This window comes from Paenibacillus sp. OK060, from assembly GCF_900101205.1.
Lineage (GTDB): Bacteria > Bacillota > Bacilli > Paenibacillales > Paenibacillaceae > Paenibacillus > Paenibacillus marchantiae.
In genome coordinates, this window is sequence record NZ_FNFR01000001.1 from 143,153 (window position 1) to 168,865 (window position 25,713).

The 25,713-nt window shown below is 46.9% G+C and carries 19 protein-coding genes and 1 pseudogene; 14 read left to right on the forward strand and 6 right to left on the reverse strand.

All coding sequences use genetic code 11. The features are described 5' to 3' along the window. Positions 1-204 precede the first annotated feature (204 nt). From BLS14_RS00640 to BLS14_RS00650, 3 genes are all read left to right on the forward strand, one after another. Positions 205-1,161, forward strand: a complete 957-nt coding sequence (locus BLS14_RS00640) for an ABC transporter permease (protein ID WP_090948992.1) — start codon at positions 205-207, stop codon at positions 1,159-1,161. Between the two features lie 28 nt (positions 1,162-1,189). Then, positions 1,190-2,080 carry a carbohydrate ABC transporter permease gene (locus tag BLS14_RS00645; protein ID WP_063564764.1) on the forward strand — a complete coding sequence of 297 codons (891 nt, stop codon included), beginning with the start codon at positions 1,190-1,192 and terminating at the stop codon, positions 2,078-2,080. 133 nt (positions 2,081-2,213) lie between these two features. Next, complete coding sequence (locus tag BLS14_RS00650) at positions 2,214-3,818, forward strand: extracellular solute-binding protein (protein WP_090948995.1); 1,605 nt, start codon at positions 2,214-2,216, stop codon at positions 3,816-3,818. 82 nt (positions 3,819-3,900) lie between these two features. Here the strand turns inward: BLS14_RS00650 and BLS14_RS00655 are convergent, their stop codons facing one another. Next, the gene (locus BLS14_RS00655) at positions 3,901-6,339 is read right to left on the reverse strand and encodes a glycosyl hydrolase family 95 catalytic domain-containing protein (RefSeq protein ID WP_090948998.1); all 2,439 of its coding nucleotides are present in this window, start codon (positions 6,337-6,339) and stop codon (positions 3,901-3,903) included. 210 nt (positions 6,340-6,549) lie between these two features. Between BLS14_RS00655 and BLS14_RS00660 the strand changes: the two genes are divergently transcribed. Together BLS14_RS00660 and BLS14_RS00665 are read left to right on the forward strand one after the other, a co-directional pair. Next, positions 6,550-7,446, forward strand: a complete 897-nt coding sequence (locus BLS14_RS00660) for an AraC family transcriptional regulator (RefSeq protein WP_063564761.1) — start codon at positions 6,550-6,552, stop codon at positions 7,444-7,446. 76 nt (positions 7,447-7,522) lie between these two features. Beyond that, complete coding sequence (locus tag BLS14_RS00665; protein WP_240321373.1) at positions 7,523-8,467, forward strand: divergent polysaccharide deacetylase family protein; 945 nt, start codon at positions 7,523-7,525, stop codon at positions 8,465-8,467. On the opposite strand, the gene BLS14_RS00670 is transcribed toward BLS14_RS00665, so the two are convergent. Next, a complete protein-coding gene (locus BLS14_RS00670; RefSeq protein WP_090949000.1) occupies positions 8,442-9,215 on the reverse strand; it encodes an N-acetylmuramoyl-L-alanine amidase family protein in 774 nt (257 codons plus the stop codon). The two genes, BLS14_RS00665 and BLS14_RS00670, sit on opposite strands and share 26 nt — an antisense overlap. A 194-nt stretch (positions 9,216-9,409) precedes the next feature. Here BLS14_RS00670 and BLS14_RS00675 point away from each other — a divergent pair, with 194 nt between their 5' ends. Beyond that, positions 9,410-9,634 carry a YqzE family protein gene (locus tag BLS14_RS00675; RefSeq protein ID WP_063564759.1) on the forward strand — a complete coding sequence of 75 codons (225 nt, stop codon included), beginning with the start codon at positions 9,410-9,412 and terminating at the stop codon, positions 9,632-9,634. Between the two features lie 95 nt (positions 9,635-9,729). Here BLS14_RS00675 and BLS14_RS00680 read toward each other — a convergent pair whose 3' ends face one another. The 3 genes from BLS14_RS00680 to BLS14_RS00690 are packed head-to-tail and all read right to left on the reverse strand — an operon-like array spanning position 9,730 to position 13,949. Then, entirely contained in the window at positions 9,730-10,941 is a 1,212-nt protein-coding gene (locus BLS14_RS00680; RefSeq protein WP_176854271.1) for a hypothetical protein, read from the reverse strand. 27 nt (positions 10,942-10,968) lie between these two features. Continuing rightward, positions 10,969-12,186: a YqhG family protein gene (locus tag BLS14_RS00685; protein WP_090949003.1), complete on the reverse strand. Its 1,218-nt coding sequence runs from the start codon at positions 12,184-12,186 to the stop codon at positions 10,969-10,971. 2 nt (positions 12,187-12,188) lie between these two features. Then, positions 12,189-13,949, reverse strand: coding sequence for a DEAD/DEAH box helicase (locus tag BLS14_RS00690; RefSeq protein ID WP_063564756.1), 1,761 nt, complete (start codon positions 13,947-13,949; stop codon positions 12,189-12,191). A 190-nt stretch (positions 13,950-14,139) separates the two neighbouring features. Between BLS14_RS00690 and BLS14_RS00695 the strand changes: the two are divergent. Further along, positions 14,140-14,832, forward strand: a pseudogene (locus BLS14_RS00695) (HAD family hydrolase); the annotation flags it as partial. Positions 14,833-14,892: 60 nt separating this feature from the next. On the opposite strand, the gene msrA reads toward BLS14_RS00695, so the two are convergent. Next, positions 14,893-15,408, reverse strand: coding sequence for a peptide-methionine (S)-S-oxide reductase MsrA (gene msrA, locus BLS14_RS00700; RefSeq protein WP_076289735.1), 516 nt, complete (start codon positions 15,406-15,408; stop codon positions 14,893-14,895). Between the two features lie 220 nt (positions 15,409-15,628). Here msrA and BLS14_RS00705 point away from each other — a divergent pair, with 220 nt between their 5' ends. From BLS14_RS00705 to BLS14_RS00735, 7 genes are all read left to right on the forward strand, one after another. Beyond that, entirely contained in the window at positions 15,629-16,189 is a 561-nt protein-coding gene (locus tag BLS14_RS00705) for a flavin reductase family protein (protein ID WP_063564753.1), read from the forward strand. 514 nt (positions 16,190-16,703) lie between these two features. After that, entirely contained in the window at positions 16,704-18,797 is a 2,094-nt protein-coding gene (locus BLS14_RS00710) for an acyltransferase family protein (protein WP_063564752.1), read from the forward strand. A gap of 225 nt (positions 18,798-19,022) precedes the next feature. Then, on the forward strand, positions 19,023-20,336 hold the full coding sequence (locus BLS14_RS00715; protein ID WP_090949008.1) for an extracellular solute-binding protein: 1,314 nt from the start codon (positions 19,023-19,025) through the stop codon (positions 20,334-20,336). A 144-nt stretch (positions 20,337-20,480) separates the two neighbouring features. Continuing rightward, positions 20,481-21,359: a carbohydrate ABC transporter permease gene (locus tag BLS14_RS00720; RefSeq protein ID WP_063564751.1), complete on the forward strand. Its 879-nt coding sequence runs from the start codon at positions 20,481-20,483 to the stop codon at positions 21,357-21,359. A gap of 39 nt (positions 21,360-21,398) precedes the next feature. Further along, the gene (locus BLS14_RS00725) at positions 21,399-22,253 is read left to right on the forward strand and encodes a carbohydrate ABC transporter permease (protein WP_371121405.1); all 855 of its coding nucleotides are present in this window, start codon (positions 21,399-21,401) and stop codon (positions 22,251-22,253) included. A 29-nt stretch (positions 22,254-22,282) separates the two neighbouring features. Beyond that, positions 22,283-24,088, forward strand: a complete 1,806-nt coding sequence (locus tag BLS14_RS00730) for a cache domain-containing sensor histidine kinase (RefSeq protein WP_090949011.1) — start codon at positions 22,283-22,285, stop codon at positions 24,086-24,088. Next, complete coding sequence (locus tag BLS14_RS00735) at positions 24,085-25,668, forward strand: helix-turn-helix domain-containing protein (RefSeq protein WP_090805247.1); 1,584 nt, start codon at positions 24,085-24,087, stop codon at positions 25,666-25,668. The genes BLS14_RS00730 and BLS14_RS00735 overlap by 4 nt, the downstream gene beginning before the upstream one ends. The last annotated feature ends 45 nt before the right edge of the window (positions 25,669-25,713 follow it).

The following is a 25,713-nucleotide window of genomic DNA, read 5'->3' on the forward strand; positions in this document are numbered from 1 at the left end:
TGATTATTCGTTGCACAATTCATCATAGCAGAGTGAATATGGAAAACCAATCCTCTCTTTTTACAAAAACATCTTTAAAAAGCGGTATCTTTCGGAGAATTCGACTATGGCAAGCGATCTGCGTCAAATTTATGATAAATAGGAGAGAAGTTGAATCAAGATATGGCCGGCCATGCTGCTGTATAGAAAAAGGGAGGGTACTTAATGCATAAGGTAAGCGCTATCAAAACAGTCAGGAGCAATAATCTGATAAGCAGACTAAAAGAGCAAAAATGGTTATTCGTGCTTATGCTTCCTGCCTTCATTGCGACATTGCTATTTTCCTATGGTCCGATGTTCGGACTGTATATGGCGTTTACGAATTATCAGCCGGGTGGGGGATCTTTTTTATACCAGTTCTTCCATGCCGAATTTGTAGGTTTCCAGTGGTTTGAGTATTTCTTTACAACAGGGGATTTCTATCGGGTTATGCGTAATACGCTTGCGACAAGCTTGCTGACGCTGTTCTTCGGATTTCCTGCGCCAATCATTCTCGCGCTTGTACTTAATGAAGCGAGACAGGGATTTTTCAAACGTTTTGTACAGACGGTTTCTTATCTGCCGCATTTTATCTCATGGGTTATTGCAGCCAACATTGTAATTACGCTGCTTGCTTCGGATGGAATGCTTAACAATATTCTGGTTCTGCTGGGCATTGTCAAAGAACCAGTCGCATTTTTGCAGAACGGGCCTCTATTCTGGTGGATTATCGCATTGTCGAACATGTGGAAAGAGATGGGGTTCAGCGCCATTATGTATCTCGCCGCAATCGCTTCCATTAATCCGGATCTCTACGAAGCGGCCAGGGTGGACGGAGCCAGCCGATTTAAGCAAATGTGGCATATAACGCTGCCATCCATGCGCCCTACAATTGTCATATTGGCTATTCTCGCGGTTGGAGGCATTTTGAATGCAGGGTTTGAACAGCAATACCTGCTGCAAAATAATACCGTGCTTGAATACTCCGAAGTTATTGATATTTATGCCTACAAATACGGACTACAAAACAGCATGTTCTCTTACGGTGCTGCCGTGGGGATGTTCAAATCCGTTGTTGCCTTTATTCTTGTCCTCATCGTGAACCGGATTTCCAGAAAAGTGAACGACCAGGCGTTGTTCTAACTACAAAAGACAGAGGGGAGCGCTTGTGATGATTCTGAACAGATTCGGGGATCGTATTTTCAAAATTATTGTGTATTTCATTCTTATTCTAGTATTACTGGTTACATTTCTTCCGTTTTGGAATATACTCGTTCTTTCATTGAACAGCGCGGAGGATACGGTACGGGGCGGCGTTTACTTGTGGCCCAGGGACTTGACCTTGGACAGCTATCAGCAGATTTTGAAAGATAGTGAGATTTTAAACGGGCTGTGGGTAACCGTCAAACGGACGCTGATTGGCGCACCGCTATCGGTTCTCGTCATTACGATGCTTGCGTATCCGCTAAGTCGGCGGAATCTGGTTGGCCGCAAAGGCTGGAACCTGTACTTTATCTTTACCATGTATTTCAGTGGTGGACTCATTCCGTTCTACATGGTGCTTAAGGCACTGAACATGATCGATACATTTTCGGTGTTCATTTTGCCAAGTTTGATGAATGTCTTCTATATGATTATTGTCCGTACCTTTATGGAGCAGCTGCCCCATGAGATTGAAGAATCGGCCAGGGTAGATGGGGCTAACGATCTGACGATTTTCTTCCGGATTGTGATGCCGCTGACAACACCTGTACTTGCCACAATAGGACTTTTTCAAGCGATTGGGCATTGGAATGCCTGGTTTGATTCCTATGCGTTCACCTACAGCTCGGACCTGAAGACCTTGCAGGCCGTGCTCGTCAAAATCTTGAATCAATTTCAGACTGGCGGCATGATTTCACAATCGCAGATGCTGGCCAACTCTGCTAAACGAAATGCTGTTTCGAGTGATACCATTCGAATGGCTGCTACCATGGTGGCCACCTTACCAATCGTTATGGTGTACCCGTTCCTGCAAAAATACTTTGTTAAAGGCATGACTTTGGGAGCTGTTAAGAGTTAATCTATTCCGTGATCCGGTTGCAGGGAAGGCTTGTCCGGTGGCTTCTCCCTGAAAGGGGGTGGGCAAAGATCGTTTTGGAAATGCTCAATCTAGCACTACAGGAATTTATTCATTGGGAGGAATTAGGGTGTCAATGATAAAGACAAAAAAATGGATGACCATGGGAATTACGGCTGCATTAGTCGTTGGTTTGCTTGCGGGCTGCTCCTCCAATGATGGGGAGAATAATACAGCGGGTAAAGATGGGGAACAAGGGCCGATTACGCTGACGTGGTTTGATGGCAATACCAAAGGAGAACCATTTACCGATGCAATTGCCCAGGAAATTACCAAAAAGACGGGCATAGAGATCTCCATCCAACAACCAACAGGTAATCCAACGGAAAAACTAAGCTTGATGCTCGCCAGTGGTGACTATCCGGATGTGGTGGTCATGAGTCGGGGAGACGCTTCACTTGATAAGTACATTTCAAGCGGTGCATTCATTCCACTGGATGAGTTAATTGAAAAGTATGGTTCTGACTTGAAAGAGATGTATGGCGAAACCTTGACCAAAACACGTTATACAGACGGCAAGAACTACTATCTGGCAAACTGGTATGGACTCGACAGTGATCCGGTCTTCGGTATGCTGATGAGACAAAACCTGCTGGAAGAGTTTCTTCCAGACAAAGCAGATGGTTCAAAGCCACTTACAACGGATGAGTTTGAAGCACTCCTGAAAAACTTTAAAGAAAAATACAACACGATTGATGGCAAAGAGTCCATTCCCATGACGATGAACGGTGAGAACATGGGCGCGAATTTGGGAACATTCAAAGGCATGTGGGGCTTAAAAGCCTACTATGACAACAATGGACGTCTGCAATATGATGTTAAAGACCCCAAATATCGCGAGATGCTGTTATATATCAATCGCTTATATAGAGAAGGTCTGATTGAGAAAGAATTTGCGATCAGCAAAACACAGACTTGGATTCAAAAGCTGACGACTGGCGCAGTATTCTCTACACCAGGTGCCTATTGGGACCCAGGTAACGGCAATGGCGCCTTGAAGAAAGATGGCGGGGAAAAGAATCAGTTGTTCGCATACAAGGTTGTTGCTCCAGGTGTAGACCCGGCTCAAACAACATTTGGCCCAAGAAGCTCGCTTGGATGGGATGCCATTGCGATTACCAAAAACAACAAACACCCGGAAGAAACCATAAAGCTGTTTAATTATCTGGCGAGTGATGAAGGACAGCATTTGCTGCTGTGGGGCAAGGAAGGCGAGCAATACACTATGGTGGATGGCAAGCGACAACCGGACCCTGCATTCCTGAAAAGCTTCAAGGATAACTGGGATGATACGGTGAAGAAAAGTGGCGTTCGTAAATGGTTATGGTTTATCAAAAATGGCCTGGATCCAAATGGACAGCCGTACGACATGGCCGTTAAATTCCAACGCAGTGAAGTGGATGAACTGGCCCTCAAGAGTCTTGGTGATTCCGTATGGGATACAGCACAGTATGATAACCTGAATCCGGATGGGGGAACACCTCAAGCACTGACGGCCCAGAAGGTGAAGGATATTATGGATCAGAGCATTACGAGAGCCATTATTGCTCCAAGTGAAGCTGAAGCCAACTCCGTATTTGACAAGATGCTGGAGGATATGAAGAAGGCTGGCGATGAGAAAGTGGAAGATATCATTAACGAGAAATATGCTCAGCGTATGGAACTGTGGTCTTCCAAGTAATTGAAGAGTAAATTTGGTAATAAGAAGCGTCCCGAGATGGTCAGGGACGCTTCTTATTTATGGACACATTCTACAAGATACGCTAAAACGTCGCTTTAACAATGGAGATGATATCTCCTGCTACGGTTGAGATCTTGCCAACCTGACCAGATAACATATATTGTTCACCAGAAGAAACTGTGCACAATGCCCCTTCTGCCCATGGGATATAGAAGGTTAGGGAAGTACCAGCTTCGCTCTCAATCTCGATCCAATCCGTCTCCCCATCCACAAAAGCCGCGCTGACAAGGAAGCCTCCCACAGCACGGAGAGTATGGAACTCTGCTTTTTGTCCATTCGGCCAGTTGGGAAAGAAGCGCAGGGTGCCATTATAACTTTGAAGAAGGCATTCATTGATAACGGCAGGCAGGGAGAAATTTTCGAACCAGATGCCCATGCGTGACATGAAATCGAAGTTCTCCGTGTCAGCATAGCGACCACCGCTCATCAGGACCCGATCTGTACAAGTACCGTTTGGTAGCAGACAATACTGGATTTGACGTTTGAAGCGTTCCAGATCCAACACGCCAAGCCGGGCTCCGGCAAGATGAAAGAATACCAGTTCATTCCCGCCTTCGTTGCGGTGGTTAAGGTAGGAGTTTACTGCGGTCTGATATTCCTCCTCTGACGAATGAAGCCCGTGATCTTCACCTGGAAATACAGTCGTAATAGGAATCGGGACATTATACACCACGTCAGGATCTTCCCCCTCCACCGACACAAAGACTGGACCGTTGCGTGATTCGGCTGTGGGATAAGAAGGGAACTGGTTTAAAATCTCCTCTACATTCTCTAGCAGTTCCTGCTCGGATTCTATCCTTTCAAGAACACCGCAGGCCTGGGTGAACGCATTGAACAGAAATCGTGTCAGAGTCAGGTCGATCAGGCAGTCTTTGTTTTTGGCAAAGCCGGGTGAAATCTCATATAGCTCCGGCACCACCGTCGGAAAAATGTGATAATTACCATCTCCCCAGCTTTCACCCTGTGCTTCCGGACGATTCATGTAATCGACCATGAACAGCACGGCTTCTTTCATGGGTTGAAATGCACGATCACGCAGGAACGTCTCGTCCATGGAATATCGATAGTGCCACCATAGACTTTGTACGGTCCAAGGCGTCTCACAGATTTCCCATCCCCAGTGCGGGACAGGGTAGGGCATCATGGACATCTCAACAGGATAGGCAGAGTGGGGGAAATAAGCTCCGCTTAGTCCGTAATAATCACTTGCCCATGCTCGGCTGATGGGAAGTACATGATCAACCATATCCACGTAGGGCAGATGTTTGTCGAGATGATTGCTGGAGAATGCGAGCCAAAATGGCTGCTGTGTGTTGTAATTCATGTGGTAATCCCCATGCCAGTCTGCACCGATGGTACGGTAGCTCCAGTTGGCGAATAGGCCTGGACAGGTAACGCCCTCTCTCACGGCACAATTAAAAAAGTAAAGATTGTGGTACCAGATACGCTCCAGAAATTCATCTTCCAGAGAGACGGAGGAGCGGCTCCAATAATCACGCCACATTGCATTGGATTCTTGTTTAGCTTGACTAAAAAAAGATAGTTCTGGCGGGTGGGCCTCATTATTGAGTTCACTGTAAAGGCCTTCCCAGAGCTCTGCACAGGCCAAAAAGCCGAGTTCAGGTTCTCCCAGAGGACAGCCGTTGGATGCGAGCGTCTGATGATGCAAAGCATGTTTCTTCATTGCTGTTAATCCAGACGAGCGAACAGCGAGCCGGAAAGCTCTATCTTTTTCATGTGTGATATAGGGCGTAGCGGGATGCTCAACATGCGGCAAAATTTGCGTAAATGACTGTCTACCCGTAATTTCACTGGTTACGATTGCTGCTTGAGGAAATTCAGGCGGTGTTTCGGGATCAGGAATGAGCTTGATCTCCTCGAATAAGGGGATCGGAGCACCCGTCGCAGTATCACTTACCTTCATCCAGATCCGGTCGTGCGCTCCTTCCACAAAGAGTTCGAATACAGCAGGTTTGCCATCGATCAGGAAATCAATCGTGCAAAGGCCGTTGGCAATATCCATGGTGTGGCCGATGACTTCGGCCTTTCGCCGATCATACCGCAGCAGTAGTGACCCGCAGGGCATGGGCTTGGGATATGCCTTACTGTAATTTTGGCCAGCCAACTCACAATATTGTTTGTACCACGGATGATCCGTTAATCGCGGTAAATCAGCTGGCAGAGCAGCAAATCTGTCATATACCTCTTGGAAAGTCATGAGCTCTTCACGGTGTTCTTCGGCGAGACGAATATCCCATACATTGTTGTGCCCAAAATGGAGCATCACAGCGTCTGGACGGGTTGTTACGACAACACCTAGTCCTCCATTGCCCAGTAGTGCGCCTTCAAAAAAATCCGGCGCAGGACCAGTGAAGGAAATGGGATGCTGCTTGGCCCGTTCATAGCCTCTGTTCTTTTTTATCTCGTTTTTTCTCTTCGTTAGACTATCCTTCTTCTGCACAAGTCGTCCTCCTCATGAAGTCATGCGATGTACAGTTATTACTGTATCTGAACAGCAGTTTGCTGTATTTAGCAAGACGTCCATGATTTGCACGATCGTCAGATCAATTGGTGCTCTGCTGATATGTACCTCTAGTCCCCAATTGTACCTTTCGATGATGGAGATGAAAGGTTAACATCGAGAAAAACGGAGTCGGAAAGGAAACTTCCAATGAATTTTGCTTCCTTGCATCCCTATGTATATTTGGCGACCCGATACCCTTTTGCGAAGGGACAGTCGAGTTCTCCGCGAATTTGTTATACCAGTTCCATTTACTTGATCAGCGAAGGGTATGGGATATTAAGTATAAATGGTCTGAGCAGCAGGCTCGGTCCTGGTTCGCTGGTCTATATTCCAGCAGGGCAATTACATGAATGGGTGGCTGATGGGAATAACCCTATGGTACATCTGTGTTGTTATTTTGATTGGCACTATGTGGAGCGAAAAGAGGTATTTGATACGTCCTGTCCGATCTGTTATCCGCCGCAGGTGTTGCAACAAGCTTTTGTTGGCCCAGCCTTTCCATATGAACTTAGGGAGATTTCAAAGGTGGAGTCGTTGCGAATCTGGCAGGATCTGTTCCAAGACTTTTATAAAAGTGGTTCATATACCAATGAGCAGACTTTTATGCGGAGCTTGACGATTCAGCGTCATTTTCAAACGTTTATCGACTACTTTCTGAACTGCTGCATGGAGAAGGGGCATTTAATCCCTGATCGCCGGATAGCCCATATTCTTAAAATTTTGGAGAAAGACTTACTTCACGGAGCACCCAAGCCGCTGGATATCTATCACAAAAGTCTCAAAATGAGCCGTGGTCATTTTTTCGAGCTGTTCAAGAAATCTACCGGATACTCCCCCATCCAGTATATGAATCACTTTCGTATTGGACGGGCGAAGTATGATTTGCTTCACACGACATTAAATATCACTCAAATTGCTGAAAAATATCATTTTAGCTCGGTTCATTACTTCTCTCGCCTTTTTCATCAACTGACAGGTCAGGCTCCTCGCCAATATCGCTTACATCATTCCAACACAGCGGCCTTCAGCGCTCCATTGGAATGAACAGGCTTTTTTTGTCTACATATTCCCCCTTCATTGTTCAAATAATGATGGGACAGAACAAAGGAGGGAACGATGGATGAATAAGGCCGGACGAAAAGGGTGGTCCTGCACCTGGAAATTTAAAATGTCAGTGGTACTCACAGGTACGATATTCATGGTTTATGGTTTTGGCTTTTCTGCCAGCAGTGCGGAATCACAAATTCGTTCAGGGCAGCCAGAGCAAATGTTAACGGAGCAAACCATAATACAAGCACCTGGTTCAACTTCAGGTCAGATATCACCAACTCCGGCAGACAAATCGCAGCGTAAACGAATGGCGATCATCATTGATGATGCGGGGAATGACATGAAAGGTACTTCTGAAATTTTGGCGACCCCGGTTAAGTTAACGTTGGCCGTGATGCCATTCTTGCCAACGACGAAGAAAGATGCGATTGCCGCACATGAAAAAGGAATGGATGTGATTGTTCACATGCCAATGGAGCCCAAAAAGGGAAGACCAGAATGGCTTGGGCCAGGTGCGATCACAACCAATCTGACGGATGAGGAAGTGCGTGATCGAGTCGAGAAAGCCATAGATGAAGTTCCTTATGCCGTCGGCATGAACAACCATATGGGTTCCAAAATTACGTCTGATAAACGGATCATGTCCATTGTATTGGATGTATGTCAAGAGCGCGGGCTATTTTTTGTGGATAGTCGTACCAATTTTCGATCTGTGGTGGGGGAATTGGCCATCACCAAAAATATGCCACCCGTCGGCAACGATATTTTTCTAGATGACCACAATTCCAAACAACAAATACGCAAGCAAATGGATTTGGCGGCCCAACGTGCTCTCGACAAAGATGTGTGTGTAGTGATCGGTCACGTTGGTCATACCGGATTAAATACCTCTGCTGTTGTCCATGAATCCGTATCTCGGCTCAAAGGTCAGATTGAGTTCGTCGGTATTAGCGATCTGGTCCGAGATGTGTGGCATTGGCAAGCTGAGCCTAAACTGCCGACAGATAATAAATAATGCCATTAGCAATGGACTGTGCAATCCGTTTCTGTTCGCCCGGGTCGCTGATCATTGCGCGATCGTGTGCATTGCTCAGAAATCCGGTTTCAACAATTACAGCGGGTTGCTTCACATGATTTAACAGGTAAAAGGGCTTGCCCCATACCACATCGCGCTCCGTCTTGTACAATTGATTTAGCTGATTCTGAATGGAACTTGCGAGCATGTAGCTTCTTCCTTCGTTCTGATGTAAAACAACTGGGCCACGAGCAGCTGATCTTGGACTCCAGTTGGCATGGATACTGACGACGATGTCGGTGCTGACCTCTTCGCTAAGGCTTTTGCGTTGAGCCAAATCTCTGCGATGGCGTGAGCGACTGTTTAACCAGCGATTCTCGTCACTCAGCGCATAGTCTCCAAGTCGGTTGATGATGACTGCATAACCCTTGCTGCGAAGCAGAAGATACACTTTTTGGCTAATGGCTAGGTTGATGTCTTTTTCCAGTACGCCATGGTCTGTTGTTCCACCGTCAATGCCGCCATGACCAACGTCTAGAAGGATGACAGGTGCTGCAAACGCATGATGAGTGGAGTGATAGGCATCCCCATCGGTTACCGGCAGCATGGATGGGCTTATGGGTGATCGTTGTGAATGCAATATAGGCAGGTCGGTTAAGGCAAATTTTGCCGCGCTGGCATGGGAGGTCAGAGGGATGGAACTGATGCTGATTAGCAATGCCATCGATGCGGCCAGCAGCTTATACATGAGAATACACGCTCCTTCTTGAAATAGGCATCTTATGCCATAAAGTGAGTGGATGGATACCTTTGGCATTAGACTGTGCATTCTTCTGTTTTTCATACTCTTTGCAGCAAAAAAAATGTTTATTGATGATCCCTTCTGCACACAATAGAGATAACATAAGCCCCGGCTTTGCCGGAGCTAAGGAGGCAGAGGTTATGGCCAAAAGTGATGAGCTGGTGAAATACATTACAGAGCGAGTTGTTCATTATATCGACACACCGAAGGATGAACGTAAAGGACGAACCAAGACCAAAGAGCCATGGACTATGAAGTGGTTTGGAATGATTCCTTTTGCTGTATCTCTATGGGTTGGAAAAAAGGAAAAAGCAATGAATTCGCAGGGGAAAATGCAGAAACGAAGCTCTTCAGGTAAAGGGTGAATCAAGAACCAACATAGGTAGAAGCTTCTTCCAAAGAAAAAGACGCATTCCTATGAAGAACCAGAGGAAGGCGTCTTATTTGTTGTATAGATCGGTCAAGGTTTCACAGCATAGAAATGCCCGTCCCGCAGCAAAGTCTGAAGAGGTACAAATCGTCTTACCGAAGTATTCCCGCCAATAGCTACATATTGTTTTTGAACGGTTCCACGGTCGTCACGCCAGATTTGATAACCACTGACAGGCAAAGCCCCGCCATACAAGACATTTTTCTCATCTGCAGAGAAAACGATCTTTTTATGCTCTTTCCATTGCTGATTCAATGTTTTTACGCCATTGATCGAAAGTGCTTTTGACGTGATCCATAACAGATTGTCCGCGGGATCAAAGAGAGGTTGCAGATCCATGGAGTCAACGGACAACGACAACGAGGAGACTTGTGGCGAATCCTCGGGGGTCATCACGACAGCTTGTACAGATATTGACCTTATGAACTTCATTCGACTCGTAGCCTGCCGTGAGTCCGTATCCAGTGCATCCAAAATACCCGTTGGTAAGGTGTCGCCGTTGGTTGCGTCAATATAGATTGCATCATCGTTAGGTCTCTCCACTTTCCAATAAGCGAGCAGGGGAGGCGCATAACGTAATTGAAGCCCTCCTCCGTCATTAATCATTTTCTTCAAGTCCAGTTGCTGTCGATCCAGAGCTTGATCCAACAAGGAAATGTTGTACGGTCGTTGTTCTCCCTGACCATACTCGCTGAGCTGTAATTGTCCTTGCTCGTTAGCTGAAATGATCATATAACCAACGGGTGACTCTCCAACATTAGCGTATACCAACCAGCTGCGTGTGCCTGGACCGAGGGGATAAAAGTCCAATTGAGCATGATCCCAATGGTTCCCTTCATGTTCAGTACTTAGAATGATAGCTTGCTCGCGAGCAAATTGTTGAACTGCATCAGGAGCCAGTGTGTCGGAATGAAGTCCCGCCGTACTTGTGGCCAATGTAGTGGGTAGTACGGGCCTATATGCATTTTGGATTCCAGCACCTTCAGCTTGGAGTATGGGGAGCAGGGTGATTATACATAGAAAACACATTACAATGCCGGTTATACGGCGAATCACGTTCCATCCCTTGTGGAAGGGTCGTTTCATGCTAACACCTACTTTTCTGGGGTACATATCCTGACAAAACGGACTCCATTTTCGCTGCGTGATCGTTTCTAGTTCCATTTTAGAGGACAGGTTATGCAAAGGTTGCTGCAACCTGTCGGGCTGCCACTCATGAATAAACACTACTTTTGCCGTCATTTGCGGGAAAAGTAGTGTCTTCGTCGTCTATCTCAAATGAAACATGCCGCTGCTAATCGCGGTCACCTTCACTTTGGGCTCATATTGCCAGATCATCTCGGTACGCCGTGTTTCATATTGCAGCTTCATAGCTTCCCGGTCCAGGACCGCTTGGCGGGCTTTCTCCTGTTCCAGGTCCGTTTCTGGTTCTGCCTGAACAGCAGCTTCAGCAGCGAGTTCGACATCTGCTCCAATCATCACGCCAGTTGGTTCGACGGGCTGTAGATGTGCTTTCTGGATACGAGTAGGGCCGGAGCGAGAAGTCTGAATTTGGGTAAATGGCCCGGTCCCTGCATGTTCCTGATCCGTTGAACTACCGTCTGTGCTGGAGGCAGAGGTTGTATCAACGTCGACCTCAGGGGTGTCCTCTCTAAGAACTGCTTCATAGTACGTATCCACAACAGCAAGCTCCAGATCAAGCCGTTCTTTGGCTTTCTCTGCCCAGCTATAGTCGAGTTCCAGCAAGCGATTTGTCAAATGCGATTCCAGAGCTGCCCCGGCATCGGCTAGCGACACTTTGGCGGTCTGTACGTGCATATTTTCAGCCAGCCTTGGGCTAAGGTCACGCCTGTTCAGTTTCAAGCCGAACTTCTCGACAATTTCCCCTGTTCTGAGGGAAATGCCGATAAAATGAAGTTCCTCTTTTTTCAGATCACAGGCGAATTCCACTTTAAAACACACACCAAGCCATGGCTCATATACTGCTGGCGCGGTAGCTCGCAATTGCCTTTTTGCAGCCTGTTCGAACAGGTTCACGAATGCGCCGCCTTCACGCGCTGCATTGAAGATCTGTTGCAACCTGCGACTGCCATATACAACATCTTCTTTCAAAATCCGTCCGGGTCCCAGCTGAGGCAGAGAAGGGACAATACCGAAGTACCGACCTAGAATGGTATCTTTGGGAGCCTCGGGGGTACCGGTACCTGGTGAGGTTGGAGGAGCTAACTGTGCAGCTTTTGCTTCTTCAGCTTCCAACGCTTGCTGATGGGCATCCGGATCAAAGACGAATGTAAAGGACATCGTCTCCGCAGGTGCACCGGTTCGCTCCACAAATCCCCAATAATACGGACGGTTGGTTAATGCCTTGTCGGCTTCAGGTGAAAGTTTTACCGTAACATGGGCAGGAGAACGCTCCATAATCTGACAATCAAGTGTTTCCAGGTAAGTGAGCACATACGCTTGCACTTCATGGGGTGACATGGTCATGATCAGAGGCCTCCTTTACGAATATCAAGCCCGGATACGGCTGGTGCCTCATCTGCGACTTCGCGTTGAATGGAGTTCAACGATTGTCCAAGGGAGTCCATTTTACGGCGGATATCCTCTTCGTTTTGTGATTCAAGCATGATTTTGTACAAACTCTTTTCGATCGATTCCTTCTTCTCCAGCCGCTCCAGAATGACATCCAATCCACCAATGACCATCTCGAACATATTGATCTTCTCATGAAGCAGATTCAGAATATGCTCCTCGATTGTGCCTGTCGTCGAAAGGTTGTAGATGTTCACATCATGCTGCTGTCCTAATCGGTGTACGCGACCGATCCGCTGCTCGACACGCATGGGATTCCAGGGCAGGTCGAAGTTGATCATGTGATGGCAAAATTGCAGGTTGATACCCTCACCGCCCGCCTCGGTTGCAATCATCGCTTGTACGCGACCACGGAAGAGGTCCATCATCCAGTCTTTTTTACCACGGTTCATGCCGCCCCGGTAGGGAACAGCGGTTAGGCCGTTGTTGCGAAAATAATTGAGCAAATACTCCTGCGTGGCACGGTATTCGGTGAAAATAATAACCTTCTCATTCATGTCACGAACGAGTTCCATCGTTTTTTCGGCTTTCGTATTTTCCTTGATCGCTTTAATATGGGCAACGAGCTCCCAAATCTTATCCCGCAGTGGGGAGTCCAGTGGAAGCTTCTTCGACAGATTGACCAACGTCACAAATACGGCATCCCGACTGCTGCATACTTCTCGCTGCAACGTCACTAGCGAAAGCATGCTGCTCAGATTGCCGCCGGCTTCCTGGTACTGATCCTTCACAAAGGAAGTCACCCCATCGTAAAGGGCTTGTTCTTCAGGCGAAAGCTGCAAATTCACATTGGAAACGTTTCGTTTGGTAAATTGAACAGGTCCTTCACCGCGACGGTTACGGATCATGACTTTGGACAACTCATCCTTGAGCTGCTCCTGATTTTTCGGAATACGTTTGTCGACGACAAAGTTGGCTGCAAAATCACCCTGACGGCCAAGCTGTCCCGGCTTGAGCAGATTAATGAGGTTAAACAGCTCGCTCATGTCATTCTGTACCGGTGTAGCCGTAAGCAGCAGGCAGTACTTTTTCCGCAATTTCAGCATGAATTGATAGTTCGTTGTTTTTTTATTTTTGAGCTTATGAGCCTCGTCGATAATAATCATGTCGTAATCTGTATTCAGCAGCATATCTTTATGCGGGTCACGCTTTGCTGTATCCATAGAGGCAACCACGATTTCATTTTGCCAGGAATAGGCTTTTTTCTGTGCAATCGCTGGGATGCCAAATTTGGAATTCAGCTCCCGGACCCATTGTAGTACAAGGGACGCAGGCACGAGAATGAGCACTTTGGATACAAGTCCACGGACCATATATTCTTTCAAAATCAGGCCAGCTTCAATCGTTTTGCCAAGTCCAACCTCATCGGCGAGAATGGCACGGCCTGACATTTCAAACAGTACTCTGCGTGCAGTATCCATCTGGTGTGGAAGAGGAGTGAGTCCCTGTAAATGCTTCAGACATTGGATTTCATCAAAATTGGGAATCAGATTCGTCTCTTCAGCTTGAATACCAAGTTGAAAGAGTCTGTAATCGCCCCAAGGGCCGCCTTTATCGAGTCTGGACTCCAGTTGGGTGATCCAGCTGCGATCGAATTCAAGCGGAACGGGTAGTTCTGCTGCAGGTTGATTAATTTGATGCGGGTTTTTCCGGTTCATGGTGCTTCCTCCCCTGCCATTCGTGATGACGGTTTATTCGTAGGTAATAGTATGGACGAATGAGAGGCAGTTCATAACCAACCTTGGAATAAGGGGTGATTTCAATCAGAAAGTTTGGAAGGGTTGTAAAATGATAGGTATTCACGTATGTTGATGAATAGTCACTTTACTTAAGTAGAGTGACTATTATATCTCAAACTATATCCTGAATATGAAGGAGGAGAATCTGTTTATGCTTTCATTGATTTTTGATATGGATGGTACGTTATTTCAGACAGATCGAATATTGGAAACTTCTCTACATGACACTTTTAATCATCTGAGATCAAAGGGATTGTGGGAGCAGAATACGCCAATAGAAAAGTACCGTGAGATTATGGGAGTTCCTCTGCCCGTCGTCTGGGAGAATTTATTGCCCGGATACTCGGACCAGATTAGACAACAAGCAAATGAATGGTTTCATGAAAAGTTAATTGCCAATATCGAGGCAGGCCATGGAGCACTATATCCGTACGTAGAAGAGTTCTTTCAATACTGCAAAGAGAAGAGTATACCGATATACATAGCGAGTAATGGACAAATCGAATACTTGAATGCCATCGTAACCTATTATCATTTGGATGAGTGGGTAACGGAAACCTTCAGCATACAGCAGATTTCATCACAAAATAAGTCTGATCTCGTACGCTCCATCGTGGAGAAATATAAGATCATTCATGGCATGGTTATCGGGGATCGCTTGTCTGACATTAAGGCGGCGAAGGATAATGATTTAATTTCCATTGGATGTAATTTTGACTTTGCTCAAGCCGATGAACTAGCTCAGGCGGATCGGGTTATTGATAGCTTCGAGGAGTTGAAGACTTTAATCGGTGTACTGTAAAATGGATGCGACAAAAAAGCGGCCCATGTGGCCGCTTTATTAATTAATTATTTAAAGAGATTAACTCCAATATTTCTTGATAATTTCGTCACGTCCGGAATAAATCCGGGATTCTTTATAATATTTCGGATCTTTGCGATGGAAATTTTGATGATATTCTTCTGCCGGATAAAATACGGAGGCTTCCTCAATGGCAGTAACGACAGGTTTATCGAATCGGCCTGTTTTGGCAAGTTCCTCTCGGGATTTCAGGGCCAATTGGCGTTGCTCTTCATTGTGATACAGGATGGCAGCCCGATATTGGCTTTTGCGATCATTACCCTGACCCGTGGCATCTGTGGGATCGATCTGCGGCCAGTACAGCTCAAGCAATTTCTCATATGGGAAAATGGCTGGATCAAACGAGATTTGCACAACTTCCAAATGCCCCGTTTCCCCGGTCAATACTTGCTCATATGTAGGGTTTTCTACGGTTCCACCCATGTATCCGGATATAATCCCGTGAATGCCGGGCTGCTCTTCAAAGGGACTTACCATACACCAGAAACATCCCCCGGCAAACGTTGCTTTTTCAATCACTGCTATTCCCCATTTCTCAGTTGTGTTTAATCAAGATTACTATGAATGCTAATTATAACGCAATCCATTTGATAGTTCACCCAGCCTCTTCTTTTCAAAAAGTGATTTGTGATAAGGAAGTAATTCTTTCTCATCCTTTACTTATATTGTATAATAATGGATGAGAAAAACGGCCTAGTGCTGCTTTGGGGCCAATTAAAAACGAAGAGGTGATCAGATGCGGAAACCGATAGATGAACCTATGTTTTATTCCTATCCCGGCATGGTGGCGGTAGTGACATCCCGTCATAAGGGCATGCAGAATGTGATGGCCTCAGGCTGGCATACCTATATTGGGTCGTCTCCCGGAATTTACGGGATATCGCTGAGGAAGGAAACGTACTCTTATGAATTGATTGAGCAGAGTGGAGTATTCGGGGTACACTTCCTTCCGGGTCATCATTCGGAGTGGATTCAGGCTGCGGGAACCTTCAGTGGAAGAGACACAGACAAATTCTCGAAATTCGGGATTACATACGAAGAAGGAATTAAAGTGGATGTACCCATTCTGACTGAAGCTTATTTTGCTTACGAGTGCAAGGTAATCAATATCACAACATATGGGGATCATGAATGGATTGCAGGTGAAGTGATACAGCGGTATCAAGACCCGGAATACTTCTTGGAAAATGGAATGGTTAATCTGGACAAATTGCAGATTCCAATGTACGTAGGACGATCCTCTTATCGGATTCTTGATGGGAGTGCGGAGGAGAAGGTTCATCCGTTTTACCTCTAGGGTCCTAGGCACCAAGATGCAATTATGAGCAAAACTTTCAATCCGGCAAGAGATAGGTTTATAATGGTTATTGGCTGCTGAGCAAGTCGGCAGCCTTTTCCTATTGGCATAAGTGTACACTCCAGACCCTCAGAGGGATCTGCTCATATATGAAATAAAAGGTAAGGTAATATTAGCCATTCTATGAAAAATGCTGTATTTAAAAATAAAATTAGAGTATGATTTTACAGCTATATATGCTTGGCAGGAAAGGTTACATCGTTTCACTGGATTGTAACTATTACTGTAATTTGTGAATAATCTTTCGGGCGTATAATGCTAAACGGGACATAACGACAAAGATATAAAGAAATCGTAATCATAAAACATCATGGTTAAGTAACACGTCTTCTTTATGTTGTAAATGAATGATGGAAGGTGCAATACGTATGTTAATGACAACCAGAACCACAAGGAGTTCTCGAACGCCCCAGACATGGATGATGTCGACTCACATTGTCAAGGAGGGGCTCGCATGTCACAATCGTTGAAAAGCAAGCGGCATATGAACGGACTGGATGGTTTGCGAGCCATCGCTGTGCTTGCAGTAATAGGGTATCATCTGAATTTAGGTTTTATTCCGGGCGGTTTGCTCGGTGTAGGCATTTTCTTTGTTCTATCAGGGTATTTGATTACAGATATTCTTTTGACACAATGGCAGGAGCATGGCCGGATTTCGCTCGGTGATTTCTGGGTGCGAAGAGTAAGGCGCTTGTTACCTGGCATGATCACGATGACTGCAGTGGTGATGATTTGGCTGCTTTGCACAGATCCATCTCGACTGGCTGCGTTGCGTGGTGACATTGTCTCGGGAGTATTATACATAAGCAATTGGTGGTATATCTTTCATAACGTTTCCTATTTCGAAAGTTTCGGCCCTCCATCACCCTTTGGACATTTCTGGTCGCTGGCTGTGGAAGAACAGTTTTACATTGTTTGGCCCCTTCTACTGGTCGCAGCAATCGTCTTGTTCAAAAGAAAGGGATGGCTGGTCGTCTTTATTGTCGTAGCAGCTGAATTGTCTGCTGGTGCGATGGCCATCATGTATAATCCGGATCTGGACCCGAGCCGTGTTTATTATGGAACAGATACAAGAGCATTCGCCTTATTGGCTGGTGCTGCACTGGCCGTGGTATGGCCGAGTCGCAAACTATCGTCATCCCTTGCCCGCATCAATCGCCTTGTCCTGGACGTGTTAGGTTTAGCTGCGCTGGCTTGGTTAATCTACATGATGCTGAATAGCAGCGAGTACGACCCTTCATTGTATCGAGGAGGAATGGTACTTCAGGCTATAGCGACGACTTTGCTCGTAGCTGTACTGGCTCATCCATCATCCTTCCTGGCAAGGCTTATTGGCGCCAAGCCATTGCGCTGGATCGGGGAACGATCCTATGGTTTATATTTGTGGCACTATCCTGTCATTATTCTGACGAGTCCAACGGTAGACACGGGTGGAGCACATCCTGTGCGAATGGTTTTGCAGGTTGCAGCAACGGTTGCACTGGCCTCCTTGTCACTTAAATATATTGAAAATCCAATTCGTCATAACGGATTTCGTGATTCCTGGTCCCGGTTATGGGGAAGAGGGCGCAATGCAACAGGTATTCGCAACGTATGGTGGAAGCGCGCTGGATTGCTGATGAGTATTCTGTTGATGTGCTTTACGGTGTCACAGATGATGATTACGTCAGCAGCGAATTCTGATTCCCATTCGGTATCGATGTCGGCCACGCTGAATGGAGATCATTCCGTAACGGAGGAAAAGGGGCAGGACGTTCTTCCAGCAACAGTGAGCACCTCCGGGGCCAACAACCAACCTGCGCCACAGAAAAACGATAAACCAGCGGCGAACGCTGGAGATCCACCAGGCAAAGGAGAACAGCAAACGACGAAGCCAGGTAATGCTCCGAAATCTGAGGAACCAACTTCAGGTGAGCAGAAAGGATCAACTCCTGGCGACTCGAACCATGCTGTTGGTAAACCCAAAGGAAGCACCGACAATCCTGGAAATCCAGAAGACAACGGTAATGAACAACCCGAGGATCCTGTCAATACATCAGATTCGTCCAAAGAGCAAGAGGAAACAGCCCCTCCAGCCAAAGATGGCAAGATTCATTATACGGTCATTGGAGATTCAGTTATTTTGGACGCCAAGCCTTATCTTGAACAAACCATTTCGGGCGTGCACGTGGACGGTCATATCGGCCGTCAGATGTGGGAGGCTGCCGATGTACTGGATGGCCTGAAGAGAAATAACCAAATGGGCAGTCAGGTCGTACTGGAGCTTGGAACAAACGGTTCCTTCAATTCCAAAAGTCTGAATTCCGTGTTGGATTATTTGAAAGATGAAGAACATGTTTATCTGGTTACTGTGCGAGTCCCTCGCCCATGGGAACGAACCGTGAATAAAGCACTGAACGAAGCGGCGTCAGATTATAGCAATGTATCTCTCATTGACTGGCACACTGCAAGTGAAGGACATGACGAATATTTCGAAAAAGATGGTGTACATCTGACGAAGGAAGGTTCGGAAGCTTTTGCAGCACTTGTGAAAGACAGTATGAAATAAATCAGAACTTATCTATTCATTTATTTATAAATTCAAGAATGGTTCCCGAATCCACATACAGAAAGAGCTCTCATGATGAGGGCTCTTTCTGTATGTAGCAAAGATTGCAGGATCAACGGGGAATCCGATATTTTTCACCCCTGCATCCGTGCATCGTCACCTTACAGAATGATAGCGTTACCATTTAAAATAAGTGTATTCAAATCGCCAAGGGGGACTATAGAGATGTTGAAAAAATGGCTTTCGGGAATATTGGCAATGACGCTATTTTCCATCGTTCTGGCTGGTTGCGGCGGCGGGGACAGCTCAGAAGGCAGCGACAGCAAGGATAAAGTAACCGTCACTATATGGCACAACTGGACTGGACAGGACGCCAAAGCGGTGGCGATGCGCAAAATCATTGAAGACTTCCGTGGGTCGCATCCGGATATTGAAGTCGTGGATGAAGGTCTGCCGACAGATGGCCTCAAAACAAGGCTCCGGACGGTGGCAGCGGCCAATGAAATGCCGGATCTGTTCGTCATGTGGCCGGATGCGATGACCAAGGAGTTTGTGAAAGGGGATCTGTTGCAGCCGATCAATGCCGAGCTGGACGCGAAGCCGGAATGGAAAGACAACTTTATTCCGAACGCTCTGGATGGATATACGGTGGACGGGGATATCTACTCGGTACCGATGAATCTCGCACCCACTTCCTTTATTTATTACAATGAAGCACTGTTTAAGCAGTACAACGTGAAAGTACCTGAAACGTGGGCTGAGCTGGAGCAGGCCATCGCTACATTTAATGAGAACAAAGTAATACCGATGGCACTGGGGAACAAGGCCAATTGGGTGGCTCAATCCACGATCTTCAGTACACTGGCTGACCGGGTAACCGGCACAGACTGGTTCTTAAAAGCAACAGCGCAGGATGGGGCCAGCTTTACAGACCCACAATTCATCCAGGCGCTGGACAAAATGCAGGAACTCGGTAACAGCAAAGCATTTCAGGATGGTTTCAACAGTATTGACGAAACACAGATGATGCAGCTGTACTTCCAGGGAAAAGCAGCGATGGTGATGAACGGCGGATGGGCATTGGCCAACCTCGTCAACAACGCACCGGAAGACATTTTGAACAATACACACATTACGATTTTACCAGCAGTAGATGGAGGCCAGGGTGAGGCCAGGACGACATCTGGCGTTGTAGGGACAGGCTTGGGTGTAAGCAAAAAGTTAAGCGGTGCCCAGAAAGATGCGGCCATGGAGCTATTCTACGCTTTGGCAGGCCCTGACGGTCAGAAAGCAACTCTGGATAGCAGCACACTCGTCAGCTACAAGATTGATCTGGACAAATCAAAAGCCCATCCATTGTTTGTGGAGCTCTATGACTTAATGCAGGAAGTAAAGATTACTCCGGTGTATGATTCCAAACTAGGATCTGCAACCGTCGAGGTTATCAACAATGGATTGCAGGAGCTATTGATGGGTGGTAAAGCCGCAGATATCGCGAATAAAATTCAGGCATCGCAAGCCAGTGCAGTCGGAAATTAAGGTCATAGGTCATTCCGATCCAGATCTGGATGAGCTGAAAGATGCTTTGCGGTAAGATTCAGACCCCTTCCCGGTAGGGGAGGGGTTTTGCATTGATATCAAGGGTTGTAATTACCAAAGGTTTGATGAAAGGAAGTGAGCAAGATGAACGCATTGCGCAGTCGACGTTTTATTATGCTGGGGCTCGCTCCGGCAGTTCTAATTTACGCTTTGTTTGTATTTGTGCCGGTTGTATGGTCAGCGTACTATGGATTCTTCAACTGGTCGGGAATCGGAGAGTCAAAATATATCGGACTGGATAACTATGTGGAAATATGGCATGATTCCGTATTTTGGCGGGCACTGAAAAACAACGTCATTTTTGTTCTAGCTTCAGTATTTGGGCAAATTCCGTTAGCGTTGATGCTGGCGGTCATTTTGCACAAAAGCAATCCGTTACAGCGTTTTCTGCGTTCAGCCGTATTTCTGCCGATGGTATTATCCACAGTAGTTATCGGTATGATCTGGCAATATATCTATCACCCGCAGATCGGGATACTGAACTTTCTACTGGATGCATTAGGGCTGGAAAGCTGGAAGCTGCAGTGGCTTTCAGATGAGAAAATCGCCATTTTCTCCTTGGTGCCACCGCTGCTCTGGAGTTTTGTCGGTTTGTACTTGATTATCTTCATCTCGGCGCTGCAGAATATTCCGGGCGAAATCCATGACGCTGCCAAGATTGACGGTGCTTCCGGAATCCGCAAGCTGGTTTCCATTTCTTTGCCCATGATCTGGGGAACGGTTCAGGTGGCGATCATTCTATGTATCTCGGGCAGCCTAAAATCATTCGATCTGGTGTACATCATGACCAAAGGGGGCCCGGCGCATGCGACAGAGCTGCTGGCAACGTATATGTATAATTCAACCTTCAACACGTATCGCTATGGCTTCGGGAGTGCTATCTCGACCACCATTGTGCTAATCTCCCTGCTGCTGATCGGAACAAGCCAGTGGGCGACAAGCCGTAAGAGAAAAGAGAATTAGGAGAGAGGGGGGAATGTAATGAGTGTTACACCGTTATCGATGCCAACACCAGGGAATACTTCAGGCCATCCGGTTCGCCAATTCCGTAGTGGAATTGTTTGGACGCTGTTGACGGTCTATGGTATTTTAACATTGTATCCGTTCTATTGGCTTGTGATCAGTGCATTCAAAACGAATGAAGATTTCTATAGCAGGCCCTTCGGGCTTCCGGAGAAATGGAACGTGGAGAATTTCAGTAATGCTTGGGAAAGCTCAAAGCTGGGAACCGCTTTTGGCAATTCCCTGATTGTGTCCGTAGGTTCGCTTATCATAACGCTGTTTATAGCAGCGCTGGCCTCATTTATACTTGCACGTTTCCAGTTTCGTTGGAAAGGGTTGATCATGACCTTCTTCGTTGTAGGTATGCTGATTCCCATTCATAGCACATTGGTTCCGTTATTTATTTTGATGAAACAGATGTCTCTGCTGAATACGTATTGGGCACTGATATTGCCGTATACCGCATTTGCGTTGCCAACCGCGATATTTGTGCTAACAGCTTATTTGACTAGCATTCCACGTGACATTGAAGAGGCCGCTTTTATTGATGGAACAGGTCTATGGGGGCTGTTCACCCGGATCATGCTTCCCATGTCTGTGCCTGCCTTGTCAACGGTCACTATTCTAAGTTTTCTACACGCATGGAATGACTTTTCATTCGCACTCGTGTTTATTAACAAAACAGGGTTGAAAACGTTACCGCTCGCGATCGCCAACTTTGCCGACGGATATCAGACCGATTACGGCCTGACTCTTGCTGCCATGACCTTGTCCGTAATCCCGACCATCATTCTATACCTGGTATTTCAGGAACAAGTCATGAAAGGCATGACGGCCGGAGCAGTCAAAGGTTAAATGAGAGCGCATCCAGAGGAGGAAAAGGTGTGGGACGCTGGCTAACATCTTCACTGCAGCGGAAGCTGTCCGTCGTGGTTACGGCTTCCATGATTGTGCCGCTGCTGGCACTGGGGCTGTTCGCCTTTCTGATCTCTTCCCGCATCACAGAGCAAAAAACAAAGCTTTCCGGCATGGACACACTGAAGCAGGTAGAAGCGAATTTGCGCTATATGCTGCAGGATGCCGAGACATTATCGATTTTTTTGATTGGAGAAAGGGACATTCAGCAGTATTTGAGTAGCGATGAGGACGATGTGCAGGAGCGTGTGGATATTCTGGGCAGGATGACCAATTTGGCCGCTTCCAAAAAATATATTGCCAACATTGCCATCTATCCGGAACGTTTCGATGCGGCTCTGTCCACGGCTACATGGTATGAATCATCCAATGTAACTTATCCTCCTGCTCCGCGTGGTGATGCGGTTAAAGCATGGACTGGCGTATATCCGGTTCAGAATTATGCGGGTATCCAAAATGTAATAACATTGGTTCGACCCATTCGCAGCATTCATGATTATCGGCCCATCGGATGGCTGGCGATCAGTCTAGATGAGAAGGCAATCTCGAAAGGATGGGCAGCGCTGGGACTGGGTATGGGCGAAGGTCGACTGGAACTGATCGGTCCCACTGGAGAGATTTTGTCTTCCATGGACAAATCCCGTCTTGGACAGTCACTGGAGAAGATCGAGCCTGAAGTACATACGCTGATCCAACAGGAAGTCAGTGGAACAGCCACGTATGGCAGCGGCAATGAGAAACGTACTTTGCTCTATTATCCGGAACTGTTGACAGATTGGACGCTGACCGGAACGGTTCCCTACGATCAGTATAAGTCCGAAAACGGTTATATTCTGATCCTAACTGCTGTTGCAGTGACGCTGTCTGCTGCGATCAGTGCAGGACTGGTCTGGTTTACGGTGCGACGAGTCACAAAGCCGCTGAGAGTTCTTACGAGACATTTGTCCCGAATGGACCCGGATCGACCGATGCCCCTATTTCGATCGGAAAGTGATGATGAAATCGGCAAGCTGGGAGAGAGTTATAATTTGCTCGGTGCACATATTGAGAGACTGAAGGAAGAGGTTATCCGTGGTGAAACCCGCAAGAAGGAAGCTGATCTCAGGGCACTTCAGGCGCAGATCAATCCTCATTTTCTGTATAACACCCTTTCATCCATTCACTGGATTGCCTTGATGTCTGAGGAAAAGCGGATCGCAGAGATGGTTGAGGGATTGAGTGATTTTTTGCGCATCAGTTTGAATCAGGGTAGGGATTATTGTCCAGTTGGGCAGGAGATTGCCCACATTCGCCATTATGTTCGTGTACAATCCATCCGATTTCCCGACAAGTTCGCCGTGCATTATATTGTGGATCCGGCACTTGAACAGCGAATGATGCTGAAATTGCTGCTCCAACCACTTGTCGAAAATGCCATGATTCACGGAATTCAGCCAAAAGCGGGTATGGGCACAATTACGATCATGATTCGTCAAGAACAGGAACGAATGAATGTGCTGGTTCTGGATGACGGGGCTGGCATGGAGCGGGACAGACTTGAGCATGTCAGAAGCAGCCTTGTGTCATCGGATGAGGAAGAGCACCATGATTCAAACCACTACTGGACGGAGAAAGAGCCAATGAAGCAAACATCCCAAGGGGGTTACGGACTCCGCAATGTGAACGAGAGACTACTGCTTCATTACGGAGCGGAGGCGCAGCTCGAAGTGGACAGCCGGGTCGGAGGTGGAACCCGGATTTCATTTTCCATTCCAATCCTGGAGGAATCACGATGAGATTACTGATTGTTGATGATGAAGTAATTATCCGCACAGGGCTCGCCAGTGTAATCGCTTGGCATGAACTGGGGATTGAGCTGCTTTCGCCAGCAGCCTCGGCAGAAGAGGCGTTAACACGCATGGCCGAGGAGAGGCCGCATATTCTGATGACTGATATTCGGATGACGGGAAGGTCGGGGCTTGAACTGGCTGAGGAAGGGCGGCATATGCTGCCGGAACTCGAGGTCATTATTTTATCGGGATACGATGACTTCTCTTACGCTCAGCAAGCGATTCGTCAAGGTGTCACGGATTATCTGCTTAAGACGAGTAAACCGGAAGATATTATCAAGACGGTGCTTCAGGCCAAACAACGGATTACCGAACGATGGGCTGAGAAATCAAGAGAAGGGCAGCTACTGCGAGAGAACAAACAGCGCCTGTTCGCTGGATGGATCATTGATGGAGACGTTGAATCAAGCCCTTGTCCTGTATTTCTCCAGTCGGGAATGAATGTGCAATCGGAATATTCCTCAGACAAGGAGCAAGTGCAGAGACAGATTCTTATTTTAAAAGCTGAGGGGTGGAATCATTCTTCGGTTACTTTACTGAACTTTGCCGTGCAAAATATGCTGGAGGATGTTCTGTCAGGCGCAATTGCACACATTCAAAAAGACCGGATTATCTGTGTTGTACAGCTGCCGCCGAATGAGCAGGATTTCCAATTTACTTTGGGGATTGCGTTAACCCGGATGGAGCAACTGTTGAAATGTACATTGCGTGCAGCAGTAGGTCGACCCTGTATGGAGGTTCAACTTCTGCATGAGAGCTACCGAACAGCGTCGATTGCATACCGTTACCATGGGTTACTTGAAGACAGGATATGGCAATATGAAGACGTTTTGCACCGCATAGGAGGCAAAGCCGTCCTTCAGCATGAGGAAGAAACTACCCTGGGGACATTGTTAATGGATAACGACTCGATTATGCTGACCACATGGACGCGAGAACTGGTGAATGAACTCCTGTTGGACCCCGAAGTAACGCCAGAGTCTTTTGATGCCTGTCTGCATGCTGCGGTGAATGCCGGACAGCGCTGGTTGATTCGCACGATGCGGGCCATTGGAAGAGACGATCTGGAACGATTCGAACCATGGAGGCCAAACCCGGATGCCGATGCTGGTGAACTTCGTGATCTGCTGTTTCATCATTTATATGGGCTGATGCATACCTATCACAGCCAGATGGGACAAGGGCGGACCACCCATGTACAGAAGGCTATTGCTTATATGGAATCTGGATTGGCACAGGATATTAGCCTGCAATATGTCGCAGGTCAGGTTCATCTGCATCCGGGCCATCTCAGTGAACTGTTTAAGAAGGAAACGGGCGTCACTTTTGGTGATTTTGTAACTGGCATGCGAATTCGACGCGCGATGGACATGCTGGTGGTTTCTCCCGCAAAAGTAAGTGAAGTGGCGGCTATCAGCGGATATGAGGACGTTAAGTATTTTAGCAGGCTGTTCAAAAAACATACAGGCAAGACTCCGAGTGAGTTTCGCGAGGAGGCCGTGTCGTACAAGACTTCCGGACATTAAAGGTTAGCAGGCTAAAGAACGAACGAAGTCATTTTTATATTGCAA

Excerpts from the sequence above, each read along its gene's own strand:
- BLS14_RS00715 (WP_090949008.1), top strand. The coding sequence starts at position 19,023 with ATGTTGAAAAAATGGCTTTCGGGAATATTGGCAATGACGCTATTTTCC.
- BLS14_RS00645 (WP_063564764.1), top strand. The coding sequence starts at position 1,190 with ATGATTCTGAACAGATTCGGGGATCGTATTTTCAAAATTATTGTGTAT.
- BLS14_RS00675 (WP_063564759.1), top strand. The coding sequence starts at position 9,410 with ATGGCCAAAAGTGATGAGCTGGTGAAATACATTACAGAGCGAGTTGTT.
- BLS14_RS00705 (WP_063564753.1), top strand. The coding sequence starts at position 15,629 with ATGCGGAAACCGATAGATGAACCTATGTTTTATTCCTATCCCGGCATG.
- BLS14_RS00720 (WP_063564751.1), top strand. The coding sequence starts at position 20,481 with ATGAACGCATTGCGCAGTCGACGTTTTATTATGCTGGGGCTCGCTCCG.
- BLS14_RS00680 (WP_176854271.1), bottom strand. The coding sequence starts at position 10,941 with ATGACGGCAAAAGTAGTGTTTATTCATGAGTGGCAGCCCGACAGGTTG.
- BLS14_RS00690 (WP_063564756.1), bottom strand. The coding sequence starts at position 13,949 with ATGAACCGGAAAAACCCGCATCAAATTAATCAACCTGCAGCAGAACTA.
- BLS14_RS00650 (WP_090948995.1), top strand. The coding sequence starts at position 2,214 with ATGATAAAGACAAAAAAATGGATGACCATGGGAATTACGGCTGCATTA.
- BLS14_RS00725 (WP_371121405.1), top strand. The coding sequence starts at position 21,399 with ATGCCAACACCAGGGAATACTTCAGGCCATCCGGTTCGCCAATTCCGT.
- BLS14_RS00685 (WP_090949003.1), bottom strand. The coding sequence starts at position 12,186 with ATGACCATGTCACCCCATGAAGTGCAAGCGTATGTGCTCACTTACCTG.
- BLS14_RS00710 (WP_063564752.1), top strand. The coding sequence starts at position 16,704 with ATGTCACAATCGTTGAAAAGCAAGCGGCATATGAACGGACTGGATGGT.
- BLS14_RS00735 (WP_090805247.1), top strand. The coding sequence starts at position 24,085 with ATGAGATTACTGATTGTTGATGATGAAGTAATTATCCGCACAGGGCTC.
- BLS14_RS00665 (WP_240321373.1), top strand. The coding sequence starts at position 7,523 with ATGAATAAGGCCGGACGAAAAGGGTGGTCCTGCACCTGGAAATTTAAA.
- BLS14_RS00640 (WP_090948992.1), top strand. The coding sequence starts at position 205 with ATGCATAAGGTAAGCGCTATCAAAACAGTCAGGAGCAATAATCTGATA.
- BLS14_RS00660 (WP_063564761.1), top strand. The coding sequence starts at position 6,550 with ATGAATTTTGCTTCCTTGCATCCCTATGTATATTTGGCGACCCGATAC.
- BLS14_RS00670 (WP_090949000.1), bottom strand. The coding sequence starts at position 9,215 with ATGTATAAGCTGCTGGCCGCATCGATGGCATTGCTAATCAGCATCAGT.